Below are 17,217 nucleotides of genomic sequence, written 5' to 3'. Positions count from 1 at the left end.
CCCGGCCCGCGCAGCACGATCAGCGTCGCAGTCTCGGGATCGGATCGCACCCCGCGGCCCACTGCGCGCTCGTTCGCCGCGATCAGCGCCGCGTCCGGCCCCACAACGCCTTCCAGGATCGTCCCGCGGATCCCGACCGAGGCCACCGGCGTGCGGATCGTCGATCCGCTGCTCCCGCCCCGGCCGGACATGAAGCGGAACGCGCCGCGCGTCACGGTCGCCCCCATGCTGCCCGCGCGGCCGGGATCGTAGACGAAGCGATCGATCGTCAGCCGCGCATTGGCGCCGACGGTGAACACCGAACGATCGAGCAGCAGCACCTGCATCTGGCTCTTCGCGCCGGTCTGCACCCCGTCGCCCAGCGCGATCCGCTGCCGCAGCGCCACCGGACGCGGCACTGCGCCGCCGGGCTTGCGGATGCGAACGTCGTTCTTCACCGCGGTCGCGGCGCCGATGACCTGCTCGGCCAGCGGCGCGGCCGCGACAATGGCGATGGCCGCGACCGAAGTCGTCAGGGCGAGGGCGATGCGCATCACTGCCCTCCCCAGCCCTGCGGCCGCGGCACCGCGCCGCATGCCGCGGTCACCTCCGCCCAGCCCGCCTCGCTCACCCGCACGCTTTCCATCTCGGCCAGTTCGGCCCGCGCACCCTGCTTGTCGTCCAGCCGGCAGAGCAGGCTGGCATGCAGCAACAGCGCGTCATCGGCCTCGGGATGATCGATCAGCAACCGCTCCAGCGTCGCCACCGCGCCGATCAGATCGCTGTCCCCGATCTGCCGCCGTGCCAGCGCCATCCCGCTCGGGATCCCCTCGGATGCGCGCGAAAGCTGGTCGATTTCGGCAAGCTCCGCGGACTGCGCAAGGGCAGGTGCGGCGCAAAGGCCCGCAGCAGCGAAAGCAACGGAAAACAAAAGGTGTCGGATGGCCATATCCGCCTCCCAGCGCCGGCTTCGTGGCGAGTCGGCATGAGACGAGCGTACCGCGCGTTGACCCCGGCACGCAATCATGGAACCCCGGCGCGATGGAACGCCAGCAAACGGATCGCGTCTTTGTCGGCAATGCCGGGCTCGTCCTGCTCAATCCCTATCTTCCGCACCTGTTCGAGCATCTGGGGCTGGTCCGCCAGAACGACGATTCCCGTCCTGCCATCGATCCGCGCGGCGCGCGCCTGCTCCAGCATGTCGCCGATGGGCGCTGGGACGCGCCGGAGCCGGAACTGACGCTGAACAAGCTGCTCTGCGGCCTCGATCCCGCAACGCCGGTGGAAGCGGCAGCCGAGCCTTCGCCGGAGGAAATCGATACCTGCGACGATCTGCTGAAAGCGGTGAGGACCAACTGGCCCCACTTGCGGAACGCTTCCACCGATATCCTTCGCGAGACCTTCATTCAGCGCGAGGGGCGGCTGACCTTTCACGAAGATCGTGCGACACTGGAGGTTCAGCGCAAGACCGTCGACGTGCTGACCGATCAGATCCCGTGGAGCTTCTCGGTCGTCTTCCACCGCTGGATGCCCGCGCCGATCCACGTCACCTGGTAGGCTAACTCCGCACCACGGCGTGTGAGGCTATCCGATTGCGGAAACCCATGTTTTGAAATCGCTAGTTGCGCGCAACGATCGTCCACGTCGCAGTGAAATCGGGATTCTCCAACGTCTCGCCAGTAGACCGCAGGCGATAGGAACCCGGTTCAGCCGGCGCCAAGGCTCGCAGATCGGGCGGCAGCCGATATCGACCCCCGGCGCGCGAACCACCCAGCAATAGCTCTATGCCTCGCGCGTCCGCCTTATCGACGGTTCCGAAAAACTGTTCCTGCGTCGTTGCATCCGGCCCCTCTCTCGTGATCCCGACCAATATGATTGCGCCGATCAAAGCCGCGCCGCGACCTTCATCCCATTCCGGTCTGTCTTCGTGCATCAATACATCCTGTCCGCGCAGGTCGTTAGTTCGTTGGGGAGCGGCGACGATAACTCAACGCCTCCGCGACATGAATACGCCCCACCCCCTCGCTTCCCGCCAGGTCCGCCACCGTCCGCGCCACGCGCAGCACGCGGGTATAGCCCCGCGCCGATAGCCGCATCGCTTCGGCCGCCTGCGCCAGCAGCTTGCGGCCCGCTTCGTCCGGTGTCGCCACTTGCGTCAGCAATTCGCCTTCCGCTTCTGCATTGGTCCGCGCGGGCACCCCGGCATAGCGCGCCGATTGCACCGACCGCGCCGCCGTCACCCGCGCCGCGACTTCAGCCGAACTCTCGGCATTGCCCGGCATCACCAGATCGGCGGCCATCACCGGCTGCACCTCGACATGCAGATCGATCCGGTCGAGCAGCGGGCCGGAGACCTTCGCCTGATAGTCCGCCGCGCATTTCGGCGCCCGCGCGCAGGCCAATGCAGGGTCCCCCAGATGGCCGCACCGGCAGGGGTTCATCGCCGCCACCAGCTGCACCCGCGCGGGGAAGGTCACATGCGCATTCGCCCGCGCCACGCTGACCGTACCCGTCTCCAGCGGCTGGCGCAGCGAATCCAGCACGGCGCGCTGGAACTCTGGCAGCTCGTCGAGGAACAGCACGCCCAGATGCGCGAGGCTGACCTCGCCCGGCTTCACCTTCAGCCCGCCGCCGACCAAAGCCGCCATCGAAGCCGAATGATGGGGGCTGCGGAACGGCCGGGTCCGTGTCAGCCGCCCGCCATTCAGCGTGCCCGCCACCGATCCGACCATCGACACTTCCAGCGCCTCAGCCGCATCCAGCGGCGGCAATATCCCCGGCAGGCACGATGCAAGCAGCGACTTGCCCGCGCCCGGCGGTCCGCTCATCAACAGATTGTGCCCACCGGCCGCCGCGATCTCCAGCGCACGACGCGCGCTTTCCTGCCCCTTCACCTGCGCGAGATCGGGGCCGAACCCAGCCTCCTCCGCTTCACCCGGCGGGGGTGCAGCGATCAGCTGGTTGCCCTTGAAATGGTTGAGCAGCCCGATCAGGTCGCTCGCCGCGATCACCTCGACCGATCCGGCCCACGCCGCCTCCGATCCCTGTGCCGCGGGGCACACCAGCCCCTTGCCGGTCTCCGAAGCATGGAGCGCCGCCAGCAGCACGCCGGCGGAAGGCGCGATCCGCCCGTCCAGTCCCAGCTCGCCGACCACGACATAGCCGGCCAGCGTCTCGACATCCGCCACGCCCATCGCCGCCAGCAGCGCGCAGGCGATCGGCAGGTCGAAATGCGATCCTTCCTTGGGCAGGTCGGCGGGCGACAGGTTGACGACGATGCGTTTCGGCGGAAGCGCCAGCCCCATCGCCGCGATCGCCCCGCGCACCCGCTCGCGGCTTTCCGCCACCGCCTTGTCGGCAAGCCCAACGACGTTGAAGGCGGGCAGCCCGGGGATGAGCTGCACCTGCACCTCGACCGCGCGCGCCTCCAGCCCGAGATAGGCGACCGTCGATACGCTCGCGACCATGTGGAACTCCCCCGATGCGGGGAGCTTACCGGCTTTTATCCGTTCCGGAACGCAATCAGTCCGGAATGGACTAGTTACGCCTTGGGCTTGGTCGCGCGCGGCTTGGCCGGAGCCTTGGCGGGGGCTTTTGCAGGCGCCTTCACCGGCGCCGGAGCAGCCTTCGCCGCGACCGGAGCCGCTGCCGCCTTGGCGGGGGCAGCCGGAGCCTTCGCCTTTTTCAGCTCGTCACGGATCTCGCGCAGCAGGGTGATGTCCGCCGGTTCCGCCGCCGGGATCGCAGGCGCTTCGTCGGGCTTCGGCATCAGCCGGTTCACCGCGCGCACCAGCAGGAAGATGATGAAAGCGACGATCAGGAAGTTCACCGCGACGGTGATGAACGATCCATATCCCAGCAGCGGCACGCCCGCCTTCTTCAGCGCGGCATAGTCGCTCGATCCGGCCAGTTCCGCCGGCACGGTGCCGAGCACGAGAAAATAGCTGGAGAAGTCTAGGCCACCGAGCAGCTTGCCGACCATCGGCATGATGATGTCGTCGGTCAGCGAGGTCACGATCTTGCCGAACGCCGCGCCGATGATGACCGCCACTGCGAGATCGAGCACGTTGCCGCGCGCGATGAAGGCCTTGAATTCGTTGATCATGAGCGACGCTCCCCTGTGTGTTGCCGCCGGATCGTGCATCCGGGCGATTCCCGCGTCAACGCATCTGGCTTGACCTTGCCGCACCGCGACGATCACAATCGCCCGGTTTCGGCTTCGAAGGAGAGGCGTGATGGCCACAAGCGTGCTTCATTGGACAGGCGGCGCCGCGTTGCTTCTTCTGGCCGCGAGTGCGTCGCCCGCACATGCGACGACTGAGGCCCGCTGCGGGACCGGCCTGATCGCGGGCATGTCGATCTGCATCGAATGGCGGATGAAGCTTTCCGAATATCGTTCGCTGATCGCACGCGCCAATCGCGGAGACGCCGAAGCGGCGTTGAAGCTCGCGCAATTCGAAGACGAGCGCGAAGACCGGCCTGCGAATACCAACCCGAGGAACTGGTGGCTGCTCGCTGCCGAGCGCGGAGAGTGCCAGGCGTTACGCCGGATGCGCAATGAAGCGATTCGCGTCGGAAAACCTGCCGAGGCAGGAAAATGGCGCACGCGTATCCGCTGGAACCAGTGTGCGCCTACCGTACGCGGAGAGCGCTGGCTGGGCGGCTGAGCCTGCGACGAACGGAAGGCTGGCCGCGCCGAACTGTCTTGCCGACACAATACACGGCCACCACATCGGCGTCATGGCCCGCAAACGGCATCCGATCCTGCGCAACGCCCTGCTGGTGCTGGGGCTGTTTCTGATTGCCCTCACGCCGATCGTGGGGCCGATACCCGGTCCGGGCGGGATCGTGGTGTTCGGTGCGGGTCTGGTCCTCGTGCTCCAGAATGCCGGATGGGCGCGCAAGCTGTTCGCGCGGGGCAAGCGGCGCTGGCCGCGCGCGGGCCATTATTGCGATCTGGCGCTGCGCCGGCCCAGCTTCCGCCGCCGTCAGGCACGCGACAAGGAGCAGCGCGCGGCCGCGACCGCCGCTTTTGGTGCCACGCCGCGTTGACTTGCCCCGACTCGCTGTATATGTGCGCCCGACACGCGGCCGCCCTTGTGGTGGCCCTTTTACGTTTTGAATCTCGAGGATGAGCCATGAAGCGGACCTTTCAGCCGAGCAATCTGGTGCGTGCGCGCCGGCACGGCTTCCGTTCGCGGATGGCGACGCCGGGCGGCCGCAAGGTGATCCGCGCGCGTCGCGCCCGCGGTCGCGCCAAGCTGTCGGCGTAGTCGCCGTCGGCCTTACCGGCCTCAAGCTGCGAAAAGACTATCTGGCGGCCAACGCCGGGCGTCGCGCGCCGATGCCCGGCTTCGTGCTGCTCGTTCGTGATCGCGCGGACGAATCGGCCGATATGCGGATCGGCATCACCGTATCGAAAAAGGTCGGCAACGCCGTCATCCGCAACCGGATGAAGCGGCGTTTCCGCGCGCTTGCCCGCGAAGTGTTGCCTGAGGCAGGCGTGCCCGGCGCGGATCATGTACTGATCGGGCGCAATGGCGGTATCGAGCGCAACCATGCGACGCTGAAGGCCGAACTGGCCAAGGCGCTGGCGAAGGTGCAGCGGTGATCGCGAAGCTCCTCATCCTGATCGCGCGGGGCTGGCAGCTCGGCCCCTCGCTGATCCTGCCGCCCAGCTGCCGCTACGCGCCAAGCTGTTCGGCCTATGCAATCGAGGCGCTTCGCCGCTATGGCGCGCTGAAGGGCGGCTGGCTGGCCGTCCGGCGAATCGCCCGCTGCCATCCATGGGGCGGTCATGGCTACGATCCCGTACCGTGACGCATCTGACTTTCCGGGGAAGACTTGGTGACTGAAGACCGTAGGAACATGATCACCTTCGTGGTGCTCGCCGCGCTGCTGCTCATCGGCTGGCCGATGGTGACGGGCTATCTGTTCCCTGCCGCCAATCCCCCGGCCACGAAGATCGAGGCCGGCAAGTCGGTCGCGGTTCCCAATCCCGCCGCCGATCCCACTGCGGACAGCCCCAAGGCCACGCGCGACCGCAATGTCGTGCTCGCCGAAACGCGCGGCGAACGCGTGCTGATCGACACGCCGATGCTTCAGGGCTCGGTCAATCTGCGCGGCGCGCGGATCGACGATCTTCAGCTCAAAAAGTATCGCGAGACGGTCAAGAAGGACTCCCCGCTGATCCGCCTGATGTCGCCCAGCGGCGCGGCGGGTTCCTATTTCGCGCAGTTCACCTGGGTCAGCGGCGATATCCAGGCACCCGGCGGCGACGTGCTGTGGAAGGCCAGCGGCCCGAAGCTGACCCCGGATACGCCGGTCACGCTCACCGCTTCGAATGCCACCGGCCAGGTCTTCAAGATCGAGCTGTCGGTCGACCGCGATTACATGTTCACGATCCGTCAGACGGTCGCGAATAATTCGGGCAAGCCGGTCACGATCAATCCCTATGCGATGGTCACCCGCGCCGAGAAGTCGACCGACCTCGATCAGTGGGCGGCCAATGTCGGCCCGATGGCGGTCTATAACGACGTCGCCGACTATATGGATTACAGCGAGATCGAGACTGCGCCGCAGTCGTTCGACACGCGCGGCGGCTGGGCCGGCTTCACCGATCACTACTGGCTGACCGCGGTGATCCCGGGCAAGAACGCCAATGTCCAGATCTCGCAGCGCCAGAGCCCGTCGAAGAGCTTCCAGGCCGATTATGTCGTGTCCAACGCCGCGACCGCGACGCCCGGCGCCGATCCCAGTAAGCCGGGCAATGTCGGCGGCTATATGCTTCAGCCGAACAAGGCGCAGGTCTATACCAGCCACTTCTTCGCAGGGGCCAAGGACGTCGACCTGCTTGGCGCCTATGAGACCAACCTCGGCATCCAGAAGCTCGGCTATGCGATCGACTGGGGCTGGTTCGGCATCATCGAAAAGCCGATGTTCTATTATCTCGACTGGCTGTTCCGCCTCGTCGGCAATTTCGGCGTCGCGATCATCCTGCTGACCTTCACGATCCGCGGCCTGCTGTTCCCGATCGCGCAGAAGCAGTTCGCCTCGATGGCCAACATGCGCGCGATCCAGCCCAAGATGAAGGCGCTGCAGGAACGCTACAAGGACGACAAGCCGAAGCAGCAGCAGGAGATCATGAAGCTGTACAAGGAGGAGAAGGTAAACCCGCTCGCGGGCTGCCTGCCGCTCCTGCTTCAGATCCCGATCATGTTCGCGCTGTACAAGGTGCTGCTGCTCACGATCGAAATGCGTCACCAGCCGTTCGTGCTGTGGATCAAGGATCTGTCCGCGCCCGATCCGGCGATGATCCTCAACCTGTTCGGCTATCTGCCGTTCACCCCGCCTTCGTTCCTCGCGATCGGCGTCATCCCCGTCCTGCTGGGCGTGTCGATGTACTATCAGATCAAGCTGAACCCGGCGCCGATGGACGAGATGCAGAAGCAGATCTTCGCGATCATGCCTTGGATGCTGATGTTCCTGATGGCCCCGTTCGCGGTTGGCCTGCAGGTCTACTGGATCACCTCGAACGTCGTGACGATCGCCCAACAGTGGTGGCTGTACAAGAAGCACCCGGTGCTTTCGCAGCAGGCGGCTACGGCGGCAAAGTGAGCGACACCTTCGATCCCGATCTGATCGAGTCAGCGCGCAAGACCTTTGCCGGTCCGGTGAACTTCCTCAAATCGGCACCCGCGCTGGAGTATCTCCCCGGCGCGGACGTCCCCGAGGTCGCGTTCGCGGGCCGTTCGAACGTGGGCAAATCGTCGCTGCTCAACGCGCTGACCGGCCGCAACAGCCTTGCGCGCACCTCGGTCACGCCGGGGCGCACGCAGGAGCTGAACTTCTTCGACGTGGGCGAGCCGCTGCGCTTCCGCCTGGTCGACATGCCCGGTTACGGCTTCGCCAAGGCGCCCAAGGACATGGTCCGCAAGTGGCGCTATCTGGTGAACGACTATCTGCGCGGCCGCGATGTGCTGAAGCGCACTTTGGTGCTGATCGACAGCCGCCACGGCATCAAGGACGTCGATCGCGAGATCTTGGAGATGCTCGACAATGCGGCGGTCAGCTATCGCATCGTCCTGACCAAGACCGACAAGATCAAGGCGACCGAACTCGCCGAAGTCCGCGCCCGCACCGAAGAGGAAGCCCGCAAGCGCCCCGCCGCGCACCCGGACCTGATCGCCACGTCGAGCGAAAAGGGCATGGGCATCCCCGACCTGCGCGCCGCGGTACTCGAAGCGATCGGTTAACGCACCACCGACGCCCATTTGCCGTTGGACAGGACGAACAGCCGGACGTCGATCCGCTCCCCCTCGTCCCCGCCCACGCGATACTGCATCCGGATCATGTCGCCACGCTTGCACGCCGCCACGAACTGCCGCCGCGGCACGGTGAAGCCGACCACGCTGACGATCGTGTCGCTCGCTTTCCATGGCTCGTCCGCGTCCGCCATCTTGTCGAGGAAGAAGCGCACGCCCTCGGGCAACTCGCGCATCCGCTTGTACGCCACGTCCCCCGCCACCGTGCATTCCAGCGGCCCCGGCATATCCTGCGCGCGCGTGACGAACAGCGACGCGACAAGCAACGGAAGAACGGGCATGGTACACTCCAGAAGAAGGTGCCGATGACCCCGACTATCCCCGATCCCAGCCAGCACGGCAACGCGGCGATCCGCCTCTTCTCCTATGGCACGCTCCAGCTCGACAATGTCCAGCAGATGCTGTTCGGCCGCCTCGTGCCGATGGCCGACGACACGTTGTTGGGGTTCGAGAGCGTGACGATCACCATCACCGATCCCGCAGTGGTCGGCGCCAGCGGCACCGAGACCCACCTCGCACTCGTCCCCGCCGTGCCCGACGCCGCGATCCCCGGCAAGACGCTGGAAATCACCGCGGCCGATCTGCCCGCCGTCGACGAGTATGAGGGCGACAATTACCGCCGCGTCGAAGTTACCCTCGCCTCGGGAAACACCGCCTTCGTCTATGTGAAGGCCTGACCCCGGTACGATACCGCGGCCATGGTAAACCAACTGGTAACCATGTCGCCTTAGTGTCGGCGGGTCTTATGAGCGCGAAGCGTCACCTCGATCTCCGCCACGCTATGTGGGGCAAATGGCTGGAATTGCCGGCTGAGCTGACGCGCGCCCAGATCAGTGCGGTCTTCAAAGGCTATCCGGTCACCTATGCCGCGACCCTGATCGTCAGCGTCACCCTGCTGCTGGTGCTCCGCGACGATCGTTACCTCTCTTGGCATATCTGCGCGCTGGCGCTGCACCTTGCCATCGCCACCGGTGTGCTGTTCCGCTGGCGCCGCGGCCGCGCGAACAACTGGGAGATCGGCGACCAGAAGGCCGCGATCCGCTCCACCGTGATCGAGGGCGCGCTGGTCTCGCTCGGCTGGTTCGCCTTCCTCTCCGTCTCGGGCCTGGGCGCGACCGATGCCGAACTGATCTTCACCACCACCGTCATTGCCGGGGTGATCGCCATCGGCTCGCTGCGCTATGCCGCGCTGCCCCCGGCCAGCCTTGCCTTCCTCGCCGTCGCGGTGGTCGTGTGCGGGGTCTACGCTGCCTTCTCGCCGATATCGTCGAGCGTGATGGTGTTTCTGCTGATTTTCGTAGGTCTCCTCGCCCGCACGGTGCTGACCCAGGCCGCGCTCGTCACCGATCAGTTCGCACAGGGCCGCGCGCTGGCCAAGGCGGCCGCCGAACGCGATCTACTGCTCGCCAACGCCCAGCGCGAGGAACTGACCCAGCAAGCGGCCTCCGCCGAGGCGCGCCATCGCCATCAGGTCGAAAGCGCCGATGTCCGCCGCAGCGAAGTCGACCGCATCGCCCGCCAGCTCGAGGAATCGCTGGTCCGCACCATCACCGATCTCGCCGCCGCCGCGAACCAGACGCGCACCTCGGCCGAAGCGCTGATGGCCAATACCCAGGCGACCCATGGCCAGGTCCGCAGCGTCGCCGCCCGAGCGGGCAAGGCCGATACCGGCGCCGCGACCCTGCTCGAGGAATCGGCCAATCTCGGCCGCAGCCTCGAAGCCGTCGAATCGCGCATCGCCGATCAGGAAGCGACCACCGCGCATCTGCGCGAACTCAGCCACGCCGCCGACGAACGGTTCGCCACGCTGGTCCGCTATGCCGACAGCGCCGGCAGCATCGCCGACACCATCGCCGAAGTCGCGGCACGCACCAATTTGCTCGCACTCAACGCCTCGATCGAAGCCGCCCGGGCCGGCGAGGCAGGCCGTGGCTTCGCCATCGTCGCACAGGAAGTGAAGGGCCTCGCCGCCCAGACCGCGCTCGCCACCCAGGGCATTCGTAGCCAGCTGGAACAGATCACCGGGGCGGTCACTTCGACTGCCTCGATCGTCGCCGACATGCGCGGCAGCTTCGACCGGATCAACGAAGTCGCCGGCGCGGTGGAACAGGCTATGTCGCGTCAGGGTGATGTGATCCGATCGATCCAGCGCTATGCAGGTACCGCGGCCGAACTGACCACCGATCTGCAGGGCAGCGTCTCCAGCGCAGAACAATCGACCGACGATGCTGCCCGCGTCACCAGCGAACTCGGCGCCGCGACCGGCGAACTGGTTGCCCAGAGCGAGCATCTGATGCGCGAGACCCGCAACTTCATGGCCAGCCTGAAGGCGGCTTAGGCCAGCGCCACCCGCGCACCCTGTTCCCGCTTCACCAGCAGGATCGCCCCCGCCGCCAGAATCGCGAACACGCCCGCAATCGAGAATGCCGGGCCGTAGCTGCCCCATGCTTCACGGATCCAGCCCGCGCCGAACGCCGCGGTCGCCGCGCCGATCTGATGCCCGGCCATGATCCATCCGAACACGATCGGCGCCTCGTCCGGCCCGAACGCGTCGTTGGTCAGCTTCACCGTCGGCGGCACGGTCGCGATCCAGTCGAGGCCATAGAAGATCGCGAAGACCGTCAGGCTCATCGGCCCGAAGTCGAGATAGGGCAAAGCGATCAGCGAAAGCCCGCGAAAGCCGTAATAGACGAACAGCAGCTTCCGCGGATCATAGCGGTCGGTCGCCCAGCCCGACGCGGTCGTGCCGATCAGGTCGAAGAAGCCCATCATCGACAACAGTCCCGCCGCGGCCACCGGCGCGATGCCGTGATCGCCGCAATAGGCAATCAGATGCGTGCCGACCAAGCCGTTAGTGGTCAGCCCGCACACGAAGAAGGTGCCGAACAACAGCCAGAAGATCGGCGTCTTCGCCGCGCGGAACAGCGCGCCGAATGCCAGGCCGAAAGTCGCGGCCTGCTTCAGCGGCGGCGCGGGCGGCGTATTCTCGTCCTCGCCGAAGCGGCGCAGGCCGACATCCTCGGGCCGCTCGGGCATCAGCAGCAATACCAGCGGGATCAGCGACGCGGTGGCGATACTCACCGCCAGCGCCACTGGTTGCCACGCGCCGCTCGACGAAAGCCATGCCAGCAGCGGCAGGAACACCAGCGCGCCGGTCGCCGCGCTCGCAGTCAGCATGCCCATCACCAGCCCTTGCCGCGTCGCGAACCAGCGATTGACCACCGCCGCGCCCAGCACCGACGCCACCGCCCCGCTGCCCACGCCCGAGATCACGCCCCATGTCAGCACGTAATGCCACGGCTCGCTCATCCAGAGGCTGGCGAAGGTCGAAACGCTCATCAGCGCGAGGCCCGCGAGCATCACCCGCTTGATCCCGAACGACAGCATCAGCGCCGCCGCGAACGGCCCGACCATGCCGTAGAGGAAGATACCCACCGCCGCAGCGGCGCTGATCGTCGCCCGGTCCCAGCCCATGCTGGTCTCGAGCGGCCGGATCATCACGCCGGGCGCGGATCGCATCCCCGCCGCGACCAGCAGCGCGAGAAAGGTCACTGCGACAACGATCGAGGCATAGGTGCGTGCGGAGGCGGCAGGTGCGGTGCGCATGGCTTGGCTTTCCGGGTTCAGGCGTGCTGGGCGAGATCGGTGAGGGTGCGGAGCGAGGCCTGCAGCCCCGCCCATTGCTCGGCGCCCATCGCGCCGACGATGCGTTGCTGCACCGCGCCCCAATCGGCTTCGGCGCCTTCCATCGCGACACGGCCCTCCGGGGTCAGCGACGCCAGCTTGGCCTTGCCCGGCCCGGCGACAACCGTCACCCAGCCCCGCGCCTCGATCGGCGCGATCGCACGGTACAGCGAGGTCCGGTCCATCATCAGGCTGTCGGCCAGCCGCGAAAGCGGCAGCGGTTCCCCGCGCGACACATGACGCAGGATCGCGAACTGCGCGGTGGTCATGCCGTTATCGGCCAGCGCCTCGTCATAGACGCGCCCCACCGCACGCGCCGCCTTGCGCAGCGTCGTGCAGGCGCACGGACCATCGGGAAGATCATGATGCATATACATCATGTATATGCATCACAGCATCGGTACAACCCGTTTCGGTTGCGAGACACAACGTTTCGTTCCATCCTCGCACGCGGAGGGGAAGCATGACCGCAGCCACAGCCGGCCGCCTCGAAGGCCTCGACATTTTCCGCGGCCTCGCAGTCGCGGGGATGATCCTGGTCAACACGCCGGGATCGGGCGCACATGTCTGGTGGCCGCTCGATCATGCCGCGTGGCACGGCTTCACCCCCACCGATCTGGTCTTTCCCGCCTTCCTGTTCGCGGTCGGCGCGGCGCTGGGCCTGTCCTTCCCGCGCCGGATCGACGGATCGAGCTGGTGGCGAATCCTGCGCCGCGCTGCTTCGCTGGTGCTGATCGCCTGGGTGATCCAGCTGCTTGCCCGGCCGGATATCGAGCATTTCCGCTTCATGGGCGTGCTTCAGCGGATCGCGCTCTGCTATGTCCTCGTCTCCGCCTGGGCCATCGCCACCGCCCGCCGCGATGCCGAGGGCCGCGCGCAAATCCAGCCGCTTTTCCTGCTGATGGCGGCGATCGACGCGCTGATCCTCTATTGGCTGCTGCTGATGTTCATCCCCGTTCCCGGGCAAGGCGCGGGCCTGCTCACGCCCGAGGGAAATCTGGCCGGCTGGGTCGATCGCAGCGTGTTCGGCACTGCCCATATCTGGCGCTTCGGCACCGATGCGGCGGGCAATATCGTCTATGATCCCGAAGGGCTGCTCTCCACCCTGCCCGCGCTCGCCAATGTGCTGTTCGGCATGCTGGCGGCATGGCTGTGGAAGTTCGAGCCGGGCAAGGCGGTGCTGCGGATCCTCGGTATGGGTGCCCTGCTCGCCATGGCCGGCTGGGTCTTCAGCCTGTGGATGCCTCTCAACAAGCGCATCTGGACCCCCAGCTTCGCGCTGTTCACCACCGGCCTGTCGGCGGTCCTGCTCGCCACCTGCATGCTCGCCAGTGCCAGCGAGACCGCGAAACGGCTGCTCACCCCGCTCCATATCTTCGGGATGAACGCGATCCTCGGCTATGTCCTGTCGCTGCTGATCGCGATTGCCTGCCTCAAGCCGATCCTGCCCGGCGGCGGCAACATCAACCAATGGGGCTTCGCCCAGATCAACGCGGTGATCCCCGATCCCTATCTGGCGTCGTTCCTCTACGCGCTCGTCATCCTCCTGATCGTCCTCGCCGTGCTGATCCCCCTGCACCGGCGCGGCATCCACCTCCGGCTCTGAAAGGCCCGTCATGACCCTGCCCACCTCCGGCCTCGAACTCCGCTCGACCATCACCTCGGGCGGCGAACTGAAGCTCGAACTCACCGAAGTGCCGATCCGCGCGCTTGAAGCCGGCGAGGTGCTGGTCAAGGTCGAGGCTGCGCCGATCAACCCGTCCGATCTCGGCCTGCTCACCGGTCCCGCCGACGTGACCACTGCCATCGGCGGCGGATCGGCCGACCGCCCGACCATCACCGCACAGGTCCCTGCCCAGCGCCTCCCCTTCGTGGCCGCACGCCACGACGAGTCGATGACCGTGGGCAATGAAGGCGCGGGCACGGTGATCGCCGCGGGTGCCGGTGCCGAGGGTCTGATCGGCAAGCGCGTCGCCGTCATTGGCGGATCGATGTACGCCGAATATCGCATCGCCCGCGTCGGCGAATGCTTCCCCCTGCCCGACGGCACGACCGCGGCCGAAGGCGCCTCGGCCTTCGTCAATCCGCTCACCGCGCTGGCCATGGTCGAGACGATGCGCGCGGAGGGTCACAGCGCGCTGGTCCACACCGCCGCCGCGTCGAACCTCGGCCAGATGCTCAACCGCATCTGCATCGCCGATGGCGTCGATCTGGTGAACATCGTGCGCAGCGACGCACAGGCCGCGATCCTGCGCGAGATCGGCGCGAAGTACATCCTCGACAGCAGCAGCGAAACGTTCGACGCCGATCTGGCCGACGCGCTGACCGAGACCGGCGCCACCATCGCCTTCGACGCGATCGGCGGCGGCACACTCGCCAACCGCATCCTGCGCGCGATGGAAACCGCCGCGAACCGCAAGGCCACCGCATACAGCCGCTATGGCTCCAGCGTGCACAAGCAGGTCTATATCTATGGCGCGCTCGATCTCGGCCCGACGCCGCTCGACCGCAGCTATGGCCTCGCCTGGGGCGTGTCCGGCTTCCTGCTGACGCCCTTCATGATGAAGGCAGGCGCCGAGACGGTCGGCCGGATGCGCGCGCGCGTCGCGGCGGAGCTGACGACGACCTTCGCCAGCCATTACACCGCGACGATCTCGCTCCGCGACGCGCTCGATCCGGCCACGCTGCAGGCCTATTCGCGCAAGGCCACCGGCGAAAAGTATCTGATCGACCCGACCCGCTGACCGCGTTATCGCCACCCTCATGAAGCTCATCATCGGCAACAAGGCCTATTCGTCCTGGTCGCTCCGCGGCTGGCTCGCCTGCAAGCTCTCGGGGCTGGCGTTCGAGGAAGTCGTCGTCCCGCTATATGACGGCGACTGGGACAAGCGCCGCGAGGGCGACGAGTTCGCGCCTTCGTCGGGCAAGGTGCCGATCCTGTGGGATGGCGAAGCGGTGGTGTGGGACAGCCTCGCCATCGTCGAATATCTCAACGACAAGACCGGCAATACGAAGTTCTGGCCCAAGGACCCCGGCGCCCGCGCCATGGCCCGCTCGATGGCGGCCGAAATGCACTCCGGCTTTGCCTCGCTGCGCCGCAAGCACGGCATGAACATCCGTCAGGTCTATCCGCCCAAGGCGCCGGACGAGGACGTGATGCTCGAAATCGGCCGGATCATGGAACTATGGGCACAGGCCCGCGCCCGCTACGGCGGCAATGGCGAGTTCCTGTTCGGCGAATTCGGCGCGGTCGATATCATGTTCGCGCCGGTGGTGACGCGCTTCGTCACCTACACCCTGCCGGTTGCCCGCTTCGCGCCGGCCTATATGAACGCCGTGCTTCAGCACCGCTTCATGCAGGACTGGATCGCCGGCGCCCAGGCCGAGGACTGGGTGCTCGAGAAGTTCGAGATGGATCCCACCACCTAAATCCTCCCCCGCCAAGGGGAGGATTTTAGATCAGGCCACCCCGTCCCGCTCGGCGGCCATCATCTTCTTGATACCCTCTTCCAGCGTCACCAGCGGACGCCCCAGGATATCGAGCATCTTCGACACGTCGGGGCAGCGCCGCGTCATATCGCCCTCGGCGAGCGGCGGCAGGTGGACGATCTTCGAGCTGGAACCGGTCAGGCGGATCACCGTCTCGGCCAGTTCGCGGATCGTCAGTTCCTCGGCATTGCCGACATTGATCGTGTCGTTCAGGCCGAGGTCCTGCTCGAGCAGCTTCTCGGTGAAATCCAGATTGTCGTCGACATAGCAGAAGGTCCGGGTCTGCATCCCGTCGCCGTACAGGGTGATGTCCTTGCCCGCCTGCGCCGCGGTGAGGAACTTCGACATCACGAAATCCGTGCTCTGCAGCGGACCATAGGTGTTGAAGAAGCGGAAGATGGTGTGCGGCAGGCCGAATTCCTGCGTGTAGGTGCGGAAGTAGGACTCACCCACATTCTTCACCACCGCATAGGGCAGCCGCGAGTTGAGCGGCGTGGTATCCTCGCGCTGCGGGATTTCGAACGGCTCGCCATAGACTTCGGAGCTCGACGAGAAGAACACCCGCTTCACGCCGGTATTCTTGGCGAGATCCAGCACCGTCTCGAAGCCATGGATGTCGTTCAGCACCAGCTTCGGATTGGCCAACGTCCGCTGTACGCCGACGACGGCGGCATAATGGAACACCGCGTCGAACCGCTCGGCGGTGAAGATCGGCGACATGTCCTCCTTGCGGTTCGCATCCGCGCGGACGAAGCGCCAATTGTCTCCGGAAGTACGGGGAAGCTTGTCGCGATTGCCGGTGGTCAGATCGTCGACGATCACCACATAATTGTCGGGATTCGCCGCAAGACGCCGCGCCAGGCTGCCGCCGACATTGCCGGCGCCGCCGGTAACCAGAATCTTCCGCATCTGCCCTCCAGGATTATGGCGCTCTCCTAGAGGGATGCCACGCACCTGTACACCGCTCAGGCCTCAGAAATCGCTGCCATCCTTGCGGCGAAATCCGGTGCCGGGAAACAGGTGCATGTCGATATCGGGATAGTGGCACGCGGTCTCGCTGGGCTTGCCCACCGCCACGAACACGCAATCCGTGTCGCTGCGGTTCTGCAGCACATGGCCGTTGCCATCATTCTTGGCGAAGGCGGCAATATCGCCCGGCCGCATGATGCTCTCGCCCGAATCGTCGACCAGCACCGCCTCGCCCGAGAGCATCACGACGAACTCGTCCTCCCCCTCATGCCAGTGCCGCTGCGACGACCATGCGCCGGGCTTCAGCGTGACATGGCTGTATCCGAAATCGGTGATCCCGCTGGCCGGCGCCATGCGGCGATACCAGCGGCCCTGCACCTGTGCGGCATGCTCGGGCGGATAGCCGGTGGCGTTGGTCTGCGGGATGGCATCGAGATCGAGCTTGGGCATCGTCAGCGGGTCCCGTCGCGGCAGGCTTCGCCCTCGGCGATCACCGTCGCCCAGGGCAGCGCATCGACCTGCGCGTCGCGATAGGCCTGTCCCGGATAAGCTCTGCGGATCGCCTTCGCGAGCGCCTGTGCCGCGCGCAGTTCGCGCACCCGGCGGAGGAAGGCGGCATCCTGCACCGCCTGCGGCTCGCTGGCGTAATAGCCCTCCAGCTTGCTCACCGCGATATTGCTGGTCCGCTCGATCCGCAGCGCCACCGCGCGGCAGCGCGCGGGAACGTCGAGCGGCGCGCCTTGCGCCAACAGCATTGCTATCATCGATCCGA

23 protein-coding genes and 1 pseudogene are annotated in these 17,217 nt (G+C 66.4%); 13 read left to right on the top strand and 11 right to left on the bottom strand.

From position 1 onward, the window contains the following. On the bottom strand, nt 1–533 hold a 533-nt coding region (locus P1X14_RS05530), incomplete at its 3' end, for a FecR domain-containing protein (protein ID WP_277314316.1). Beyond that, nucleotides 533–793 (bottom strand): hypothetical protein, encoded by a 261-nt coding sequence (locus P1X14_RS05525; RefSeq protein ID WP_277314315.1) that lies wholly within the window; start codon nt 791–793, stop codon nt 533–535. The genes P1X14_RS05525 and P1X14_RS05530, both read right to left, overlap by 1 nt. 20 nt (nt 794–813) lie before the next feature. Between P1X14_RS05525 and P1X14_RS05520 the strand changes: the two genes are divergently transcribed. Next, nucleotides 814–1,536, top strand: coding sequence for a contractile injection system tape measure protein (locus P1X14_RS05520; protein ID WP_277314314.1), 723 nt, complete (start codon nt 814–816; stop codon nt 1,534–1,536). A 61-nt stretch (nt 1,537–1,597) separates the two neighbouring features. On the opposite strand, the gene P1X14_RS05515 is transcribed toward P1X14_RS05520, so the two are convergent. The 3 genes and pseudogenes from P1X14_RS05515 to mscL form a co-directional block, all read right to left on the bottom strand. Beyond that, complete coding sequence (locus tag P1X14_RS05515; RefSeq protein WP_277314313.1) at nt 1,598–1,912, bottom strand: hypothetical protein; 315 nt, start codon at nt 1,910–1,912, stop codon at nt 1,598–1,600. 25 nt (nt 1,913–1,937) lie between these two features. Next, nucleotides 1,938–3,446, bottom strand: coding sequence for a YifB family Mg chelatase-like AAA ATPase (locus P1X14_RS05510; RefSeq protein WP_277314312.1), 1,509 nt, complete (start codon nt 3,444–3,446; stop codon nt 1,938–1,940). Between the two features lie 212 nt (nt 3,447–3,658). Continuing rightward, nucleotides 3,659–4,084 (bottom strand): annotated as a pseudogene (gene mscL / locus P1X14_RS05505) (large conductance mechanosensitive channel protein MscL); the annotation flags it as partial. Between the two features lie 130 nt (nt 4,085–4,214). Between mscL and P1X14_RS05500 the strand changes: the two are divergent. The 7 genes from P1X14_RS05500 to yihA all read left to right on the top strand — a co-directional run bounded on the left by P1X14_RS05500 (nt 4,215) and on the right by yihA (nt 8,234). Further along, nucleotides 4,215–4,646: a hypothetical protein gene (locus tag P1X14_RS05500; protein WP_277314311.1), complete on the top strand. Its 432-nt coding sequence runs from the start codon at nt 4,215–4,217 to the stop codon at nt 4,644–4,646. 73 nt (nt 4,647–4,719) lie between these two features. After that, nucleotides 4,720–5,031, top strand: coding sequence for a hypothetical protein (locus P1X14_RS05495; protein WP_277314310.1), 312 nt, complete (start codon nt 4,720–4,722; stop codon nt 5,029–5,031). Nucleotides 5,032–5,117: 86 nt separating this feature from the next. Further along, complete coding sequence (gene rpmH / locus P1X14_RS05490; protein WP_066793417.1) at nt 5,118–5,252, top strand: 50S ribosomal protein L34; 135 nt, start codon at nt 5,118–5,120, stop codon at nt 5,250–5,252. A gap of 26 nt (nt 5,253–5,278) precedes the next feature. Then, entirely contained in the window at nt 5,279–5,590 is a 312-nt protein-coding gene (gene rnpA, locus P1X14_RS05485; protein ID WP_277314318.1) for a ribonuclease P protein component, read from the top strand. Then, nucleotides 5,587–5,799: a membrane protein insertion efficiency factor YidD gene (gene yidD / locus P1X14_RS05480; RefSeq protein ID WP_277314309.1), complete on the top strand. Its 213-nt coding sequence runs from the start codon at nt 5,587–5,589 to the stop codon at nt 5,797–5,799. Before rnpA ends, yidD begins: the two co-directional genes overlap by 4 nt. Before the next feature lie 27 nt (nt 5,800–5,826). Continuing rightward, the gene (gene yidC, locus P1X14_RS05475; RefSeq protein ID WP_277314308.1) at nt 5,827–7,596 is read left to right on the top strand and encodes a membrane protein insertase YidC; all 1,770 of its coding nucleotides are present in this window, start codon (nt 5,827–5,829) and stop codon (nt 7,594–7,596) included. Further along, nucleotides 7,593–8,234 carry a ribosome biogenesis GTP-binding protein YihA/YsxC gene (gene yihA / locus P1X14_RS05470; RefSeq protein ID WP_277314307.1) on the top strand — a complete coding sequence of 214 codons (642 nt, stop codon included), beginning with the start codon at nt 7,593–7,595 and terminating at the stop codon, nt 8,232–8,234. Before yidC ends, yihA begins: the two co-directional genes overlap by 4 nt. Here the strand turns inward: yihA and P1X14_RS05465 are convergent. Next, nucleotides 8,231–8,584 carry a hypothetical protein gene (locus P1X14_RS05465; protein ID WP_277314306.1) on the bottom strand — a complete coding sequence of 118 codons (354 nt, stop codon included), beginning with the start codon at nt 8,582–8,584 and terminating at the stop codon, nt 8,231–8,233. The two genes, yihA and P1X14_RS05465, sit on opposite strands and share 4 nt — an antisense overlap. 24 nt (nt 8,585–8,608) lie before the next feature. On the opposite strand from P1X14_RS05465, the gene P1X14_RS05460 reads away from it, so the two are divergent. Together P1X14_RS05460 and P1X14_RS05455 are read left to right on the top strand one after the other, a co-directional pair. After that, nucleotides 8,609–8,980 (top strand): gamma-glutamylcyclotransferase family protein, encoded by a 372-nt coding sequence (locus P1X14_RS05460; protein ID WP_277314305.1) that lies wholly within the window; start codon nt 8,609–8,611, stop codon nt 8,978–8,980. 68 nt (nt 8,981–9,048) lie between these two features. Further along, nucleotides 9,049–10,641 carry a methyl-accepting chemotaxis protein gene (locus tag P1X14_RS05455; protein WP_277314304.1) on the top strand — a complete coding sequence of 531 codons (1,593 nt, stop codon included), beginning with the start codon at nt 9,049–9,051 and terminating at the stop codon, nt 10,639–10,641. On the opposite strand, the gene P1X14_RS05450 is transcribed toward P1X14_RS05455, so the two are convergent. Together P1X14_RS05450 and P1X14_RS05445 are read right to left on the bottom strand one after the other, a co-directional pair. Beyond that, nucleotides 10,638–11,909: an MFS transporter gene (locus tag P1X14_RS05450; protein WP_277314303.1), complete on the bottom strand. Its 1,272-nt coding sequence runs from the start codon at nt 11,907–11,909 to the stop codon at nt 10,638–10,640. The genes P1X14_RS05455 and P1X14_RS05450 overlap by 4 nt on opposite strands. 17 nt (nt 11,910–11,926) lie before the next feature. Continuing rightward, entirely contained in the window at nt 11,927–12,358 is a 432-nt protein-coding gene (locus P1X14_RS05445; RefSeq protein WP_277314302.1) for a MarR family winged helix-turn-helix transcriptional regulator, read from the bottom strand. Nucleotides 12,359–12,450: 92 nt separating this feature from the next. Here P1X14_RS05445 and P1X14_RS05440 point away from each other — a divergent pair, with 92 nt between their 5' ends. From P1X14_RS05440 to P1X14_RS05430, 3 genes are read left to right on the top strand one after another with little or no spacing between them, the layout of a single operon-like run. Continuing rightward, nucleotides 12,451–13,593 carry a heparan-alpha-glucosaminide N-acetyltransferase domain-containing protein gene (locus P1X14_RS05440; RefSeq protein ID WP_277314301.1) on the top strand — a complete coding sequence of 381 codons (1,143 nt, stop codon included), beginning with the start codon at nt 12,451–12,453 and terminating at the stop codon, nt 13,591–13,593. 10 nt (nt 13,594–13,603) lie between these two features. After that, nucleotides 13,604–14,731 (top strand): zinc-binding dehydrogenase, encoded by a 1,128-nt coding sequence (locus tag P1X14_RS05435; RefSeq protein WP_277314300.1) that lies wholly within the window; start codon nt 13,604–13,606, stop codon nt 14,729–14,731. 19 nt (nt 14,732–14,750) lie between these two features. Then, a complete protein-coding gene (locus P1X14_RS05430) occupies nt 14,751–15,416 on the top strand; it encodes a glutathione S-transferase family protein (protein ID WP_277314299.1) in 666 nt (221 codons plus the stop codon). Nucleotides 15,417–15,446: 30 nt separating this feature from the next. Here the strand turns inward: P1X14_RS05430 and P1X14_RS05425 are convergent, their stop codons facing one another. The 3 genes from P1X14_RS05425 to P1X14_RS05415 all read right to left on the bottom strand — a co-directional run bounded on the left by P1X14_RS05425 (nt 15,447) and on the right by P1X14_RS05415 (nt 17,200). Further along, complete coding sequence (locus tag P1X14_RS05425; RefSeq protein WP_277314298.1) at nt 15,447–16,385, bottom strand: NAD-dependent epimerase/dehydratase family protein; 939 nt, start codon at nt 16,383–16,385, stop codon at nt 15,447–15,449. 63 nt (nt 16,386–16,448) lie between these two features. Beyond that, a complete protein-coding gene (locus P1X14_RS05420) occupies nt 16,449–16,895 on the bottom strand; it encodes a cupin domain-containing protein (protein WP_277314297.1) in 447 nt (148 codons plus the stop codon). A 2-nt stretch (nt 16,896–16,897) separates the two neighbouring features. Further along, entirely contained in the window at nt 16,898–17,200 is a 303-nt protein-coding gene (locus P1X14_RS05415; RefSeq protein ID WP_277314296.1) for a hypothetical protein, read from the bottom strand. Between the last annotated feature and the right edge of the window lie 17 nt (nt 17,201–17,217).

The sequence above is a fragment of the Sphingomonas sp. AOB5 genome, assembly GCF_029433115.1.
Taxonomy (GTDB): Bacteria; Pseudomonadota; Alphaproteobacteria; order Sphingomonadales; family Sphingomonadaceae; genus Sphingomonas.
The sequence above is the reverse complement of the archived record's forward strand: the minus strand, read 5'-3'. Positions and strand labels throughout refer to the sequence as shown.

Bases quoted from the DNA above. Each gene is read 5' to 3' on its own strand.
- P1X14_RS05525 (WP_277314315.1), bottom strand. From the start codon at position 793: ATGGCGCTGGCACGGCGGCAGATCGGGGACAGCGATCTGATCGGCGCG.
- P1X14_RS05520 (WP_277314314.1), top strand. From the start codon at position 814: ATGCGCGCGAAAGCTGGTCGATTTCGGCAAGCTCCGCGGACTGCGCAA.
- P1X14_RS05515 (WP_277314313.1), bottom strand. From the start codon at position 1,912: ATGCACGAAGACAGACCGGAATGGGATGAAGGTCGCGGCGCGGCTTTG.
- P1X14_RS05510 (WP_277314312.1), bottom strand. From the start codon at position 3,446: ATGGTCGCGAGCGTATCGACGGTCGCCTATCTCGGGCTGGAGGCGCGC.
- P1X14_RS05500 (WP_277314311.1), top strand. From the start codon at position 4,215: ATGGCCACAAGCGTGCTTCATTGGACAGGCGGCGCCGCGTTGCTTCTT.
- P1X14_RS05495 (WP_277314310.1), top strand. From the start codon at position 4,720: ATGGCCCGCAAACGGCATCCGATCCTGCGCAACGCCCTGCTGGTGCTG.
- rpmH (WP_066793417.1), top strand. From the start codon at position 5,118: ATGAAGCGGACCTTTCAGCCGAGCAATCTGGTGCGTGCGCGCCGGCAC.
- P1X14_RS05465 (WP_277314306.1), bottom strand. From the start codon at position 8,584: ATGCCCGTTCTTCCGTTGCTTGTCGCGTCGCTGTTCGTCACGCGCGCG.
- P1X14_RS05460 (WP_277314305.1), top strand. From the start codon at position 8,609: ATGACCCCGACTATCCCCGATCCCAGCCAGCACGGCAACGCGGCGATC.
- P1X14_RS05455 (WP_277314304.1), top strand. From the start codon at position 9,049: ATGAGCGCGAAGCGTCACCTCGATCTCCGCCACGCTATGTGGGGCAAA.
- P1X14_RS05450 (WP_277314303.1), bottom strand. From the start codon at position 11,909: ATGCGCACCGCACCTGCCGCCTCCGCACGCACCTATGCCTCGATCGTT.
- P1X14_RS05445 (WP_277314302.1), bottom strand. From the start codon at position 12,358: ATGCATCATGATCTTCCCGATGGTCCGTGCGCCTGCACGACGCTGCGC.
- P1X14_RS05440 (WP_277314301.1), top strand. From the start codon at position 12,451: ATGACCGCAGCCACAGCCGGCCGCCTCGAAGGCCTCGACATTTTCCGC.
- P1X14_RS05435 (WP_277314300.1), top strand. From the start codon at position 13,604: ATGACCCTGCCCACCTCCGGCCTCGAACTCCGCTCGACCATCACCTCG.
- P1X14_RS05430 (WP_277314299.1), top strand. From the start codon at position 14,751: ATGAAGCTCATCATCGGCAACAAGGCCTATTCGTCCTGGTCGCTCCGC.
- P1X14_RS05425 (WP_277314298.1), bottom strand. From the start codon at position 16,385: ATGCGGAAGATTCTGGTTACCGGCGGCGCCGGCAATGTCGGCGGCAGC.
- P1X14_RS05420 (WP_277314297.1), bottom strand. From the start codon at position 16,895: ATGCCCAAGCTCGATCTCGATGCCATCCCGCAGACCAACGCCACCGGC.
- P1X14_RS05415 (WP_277314296.1), bottom strand. From the start codon at position 17,200: ATGCTGTTGGCGCAAGGCGCGCCGCTCGACGTTCCCGCGCGCTGCCGC.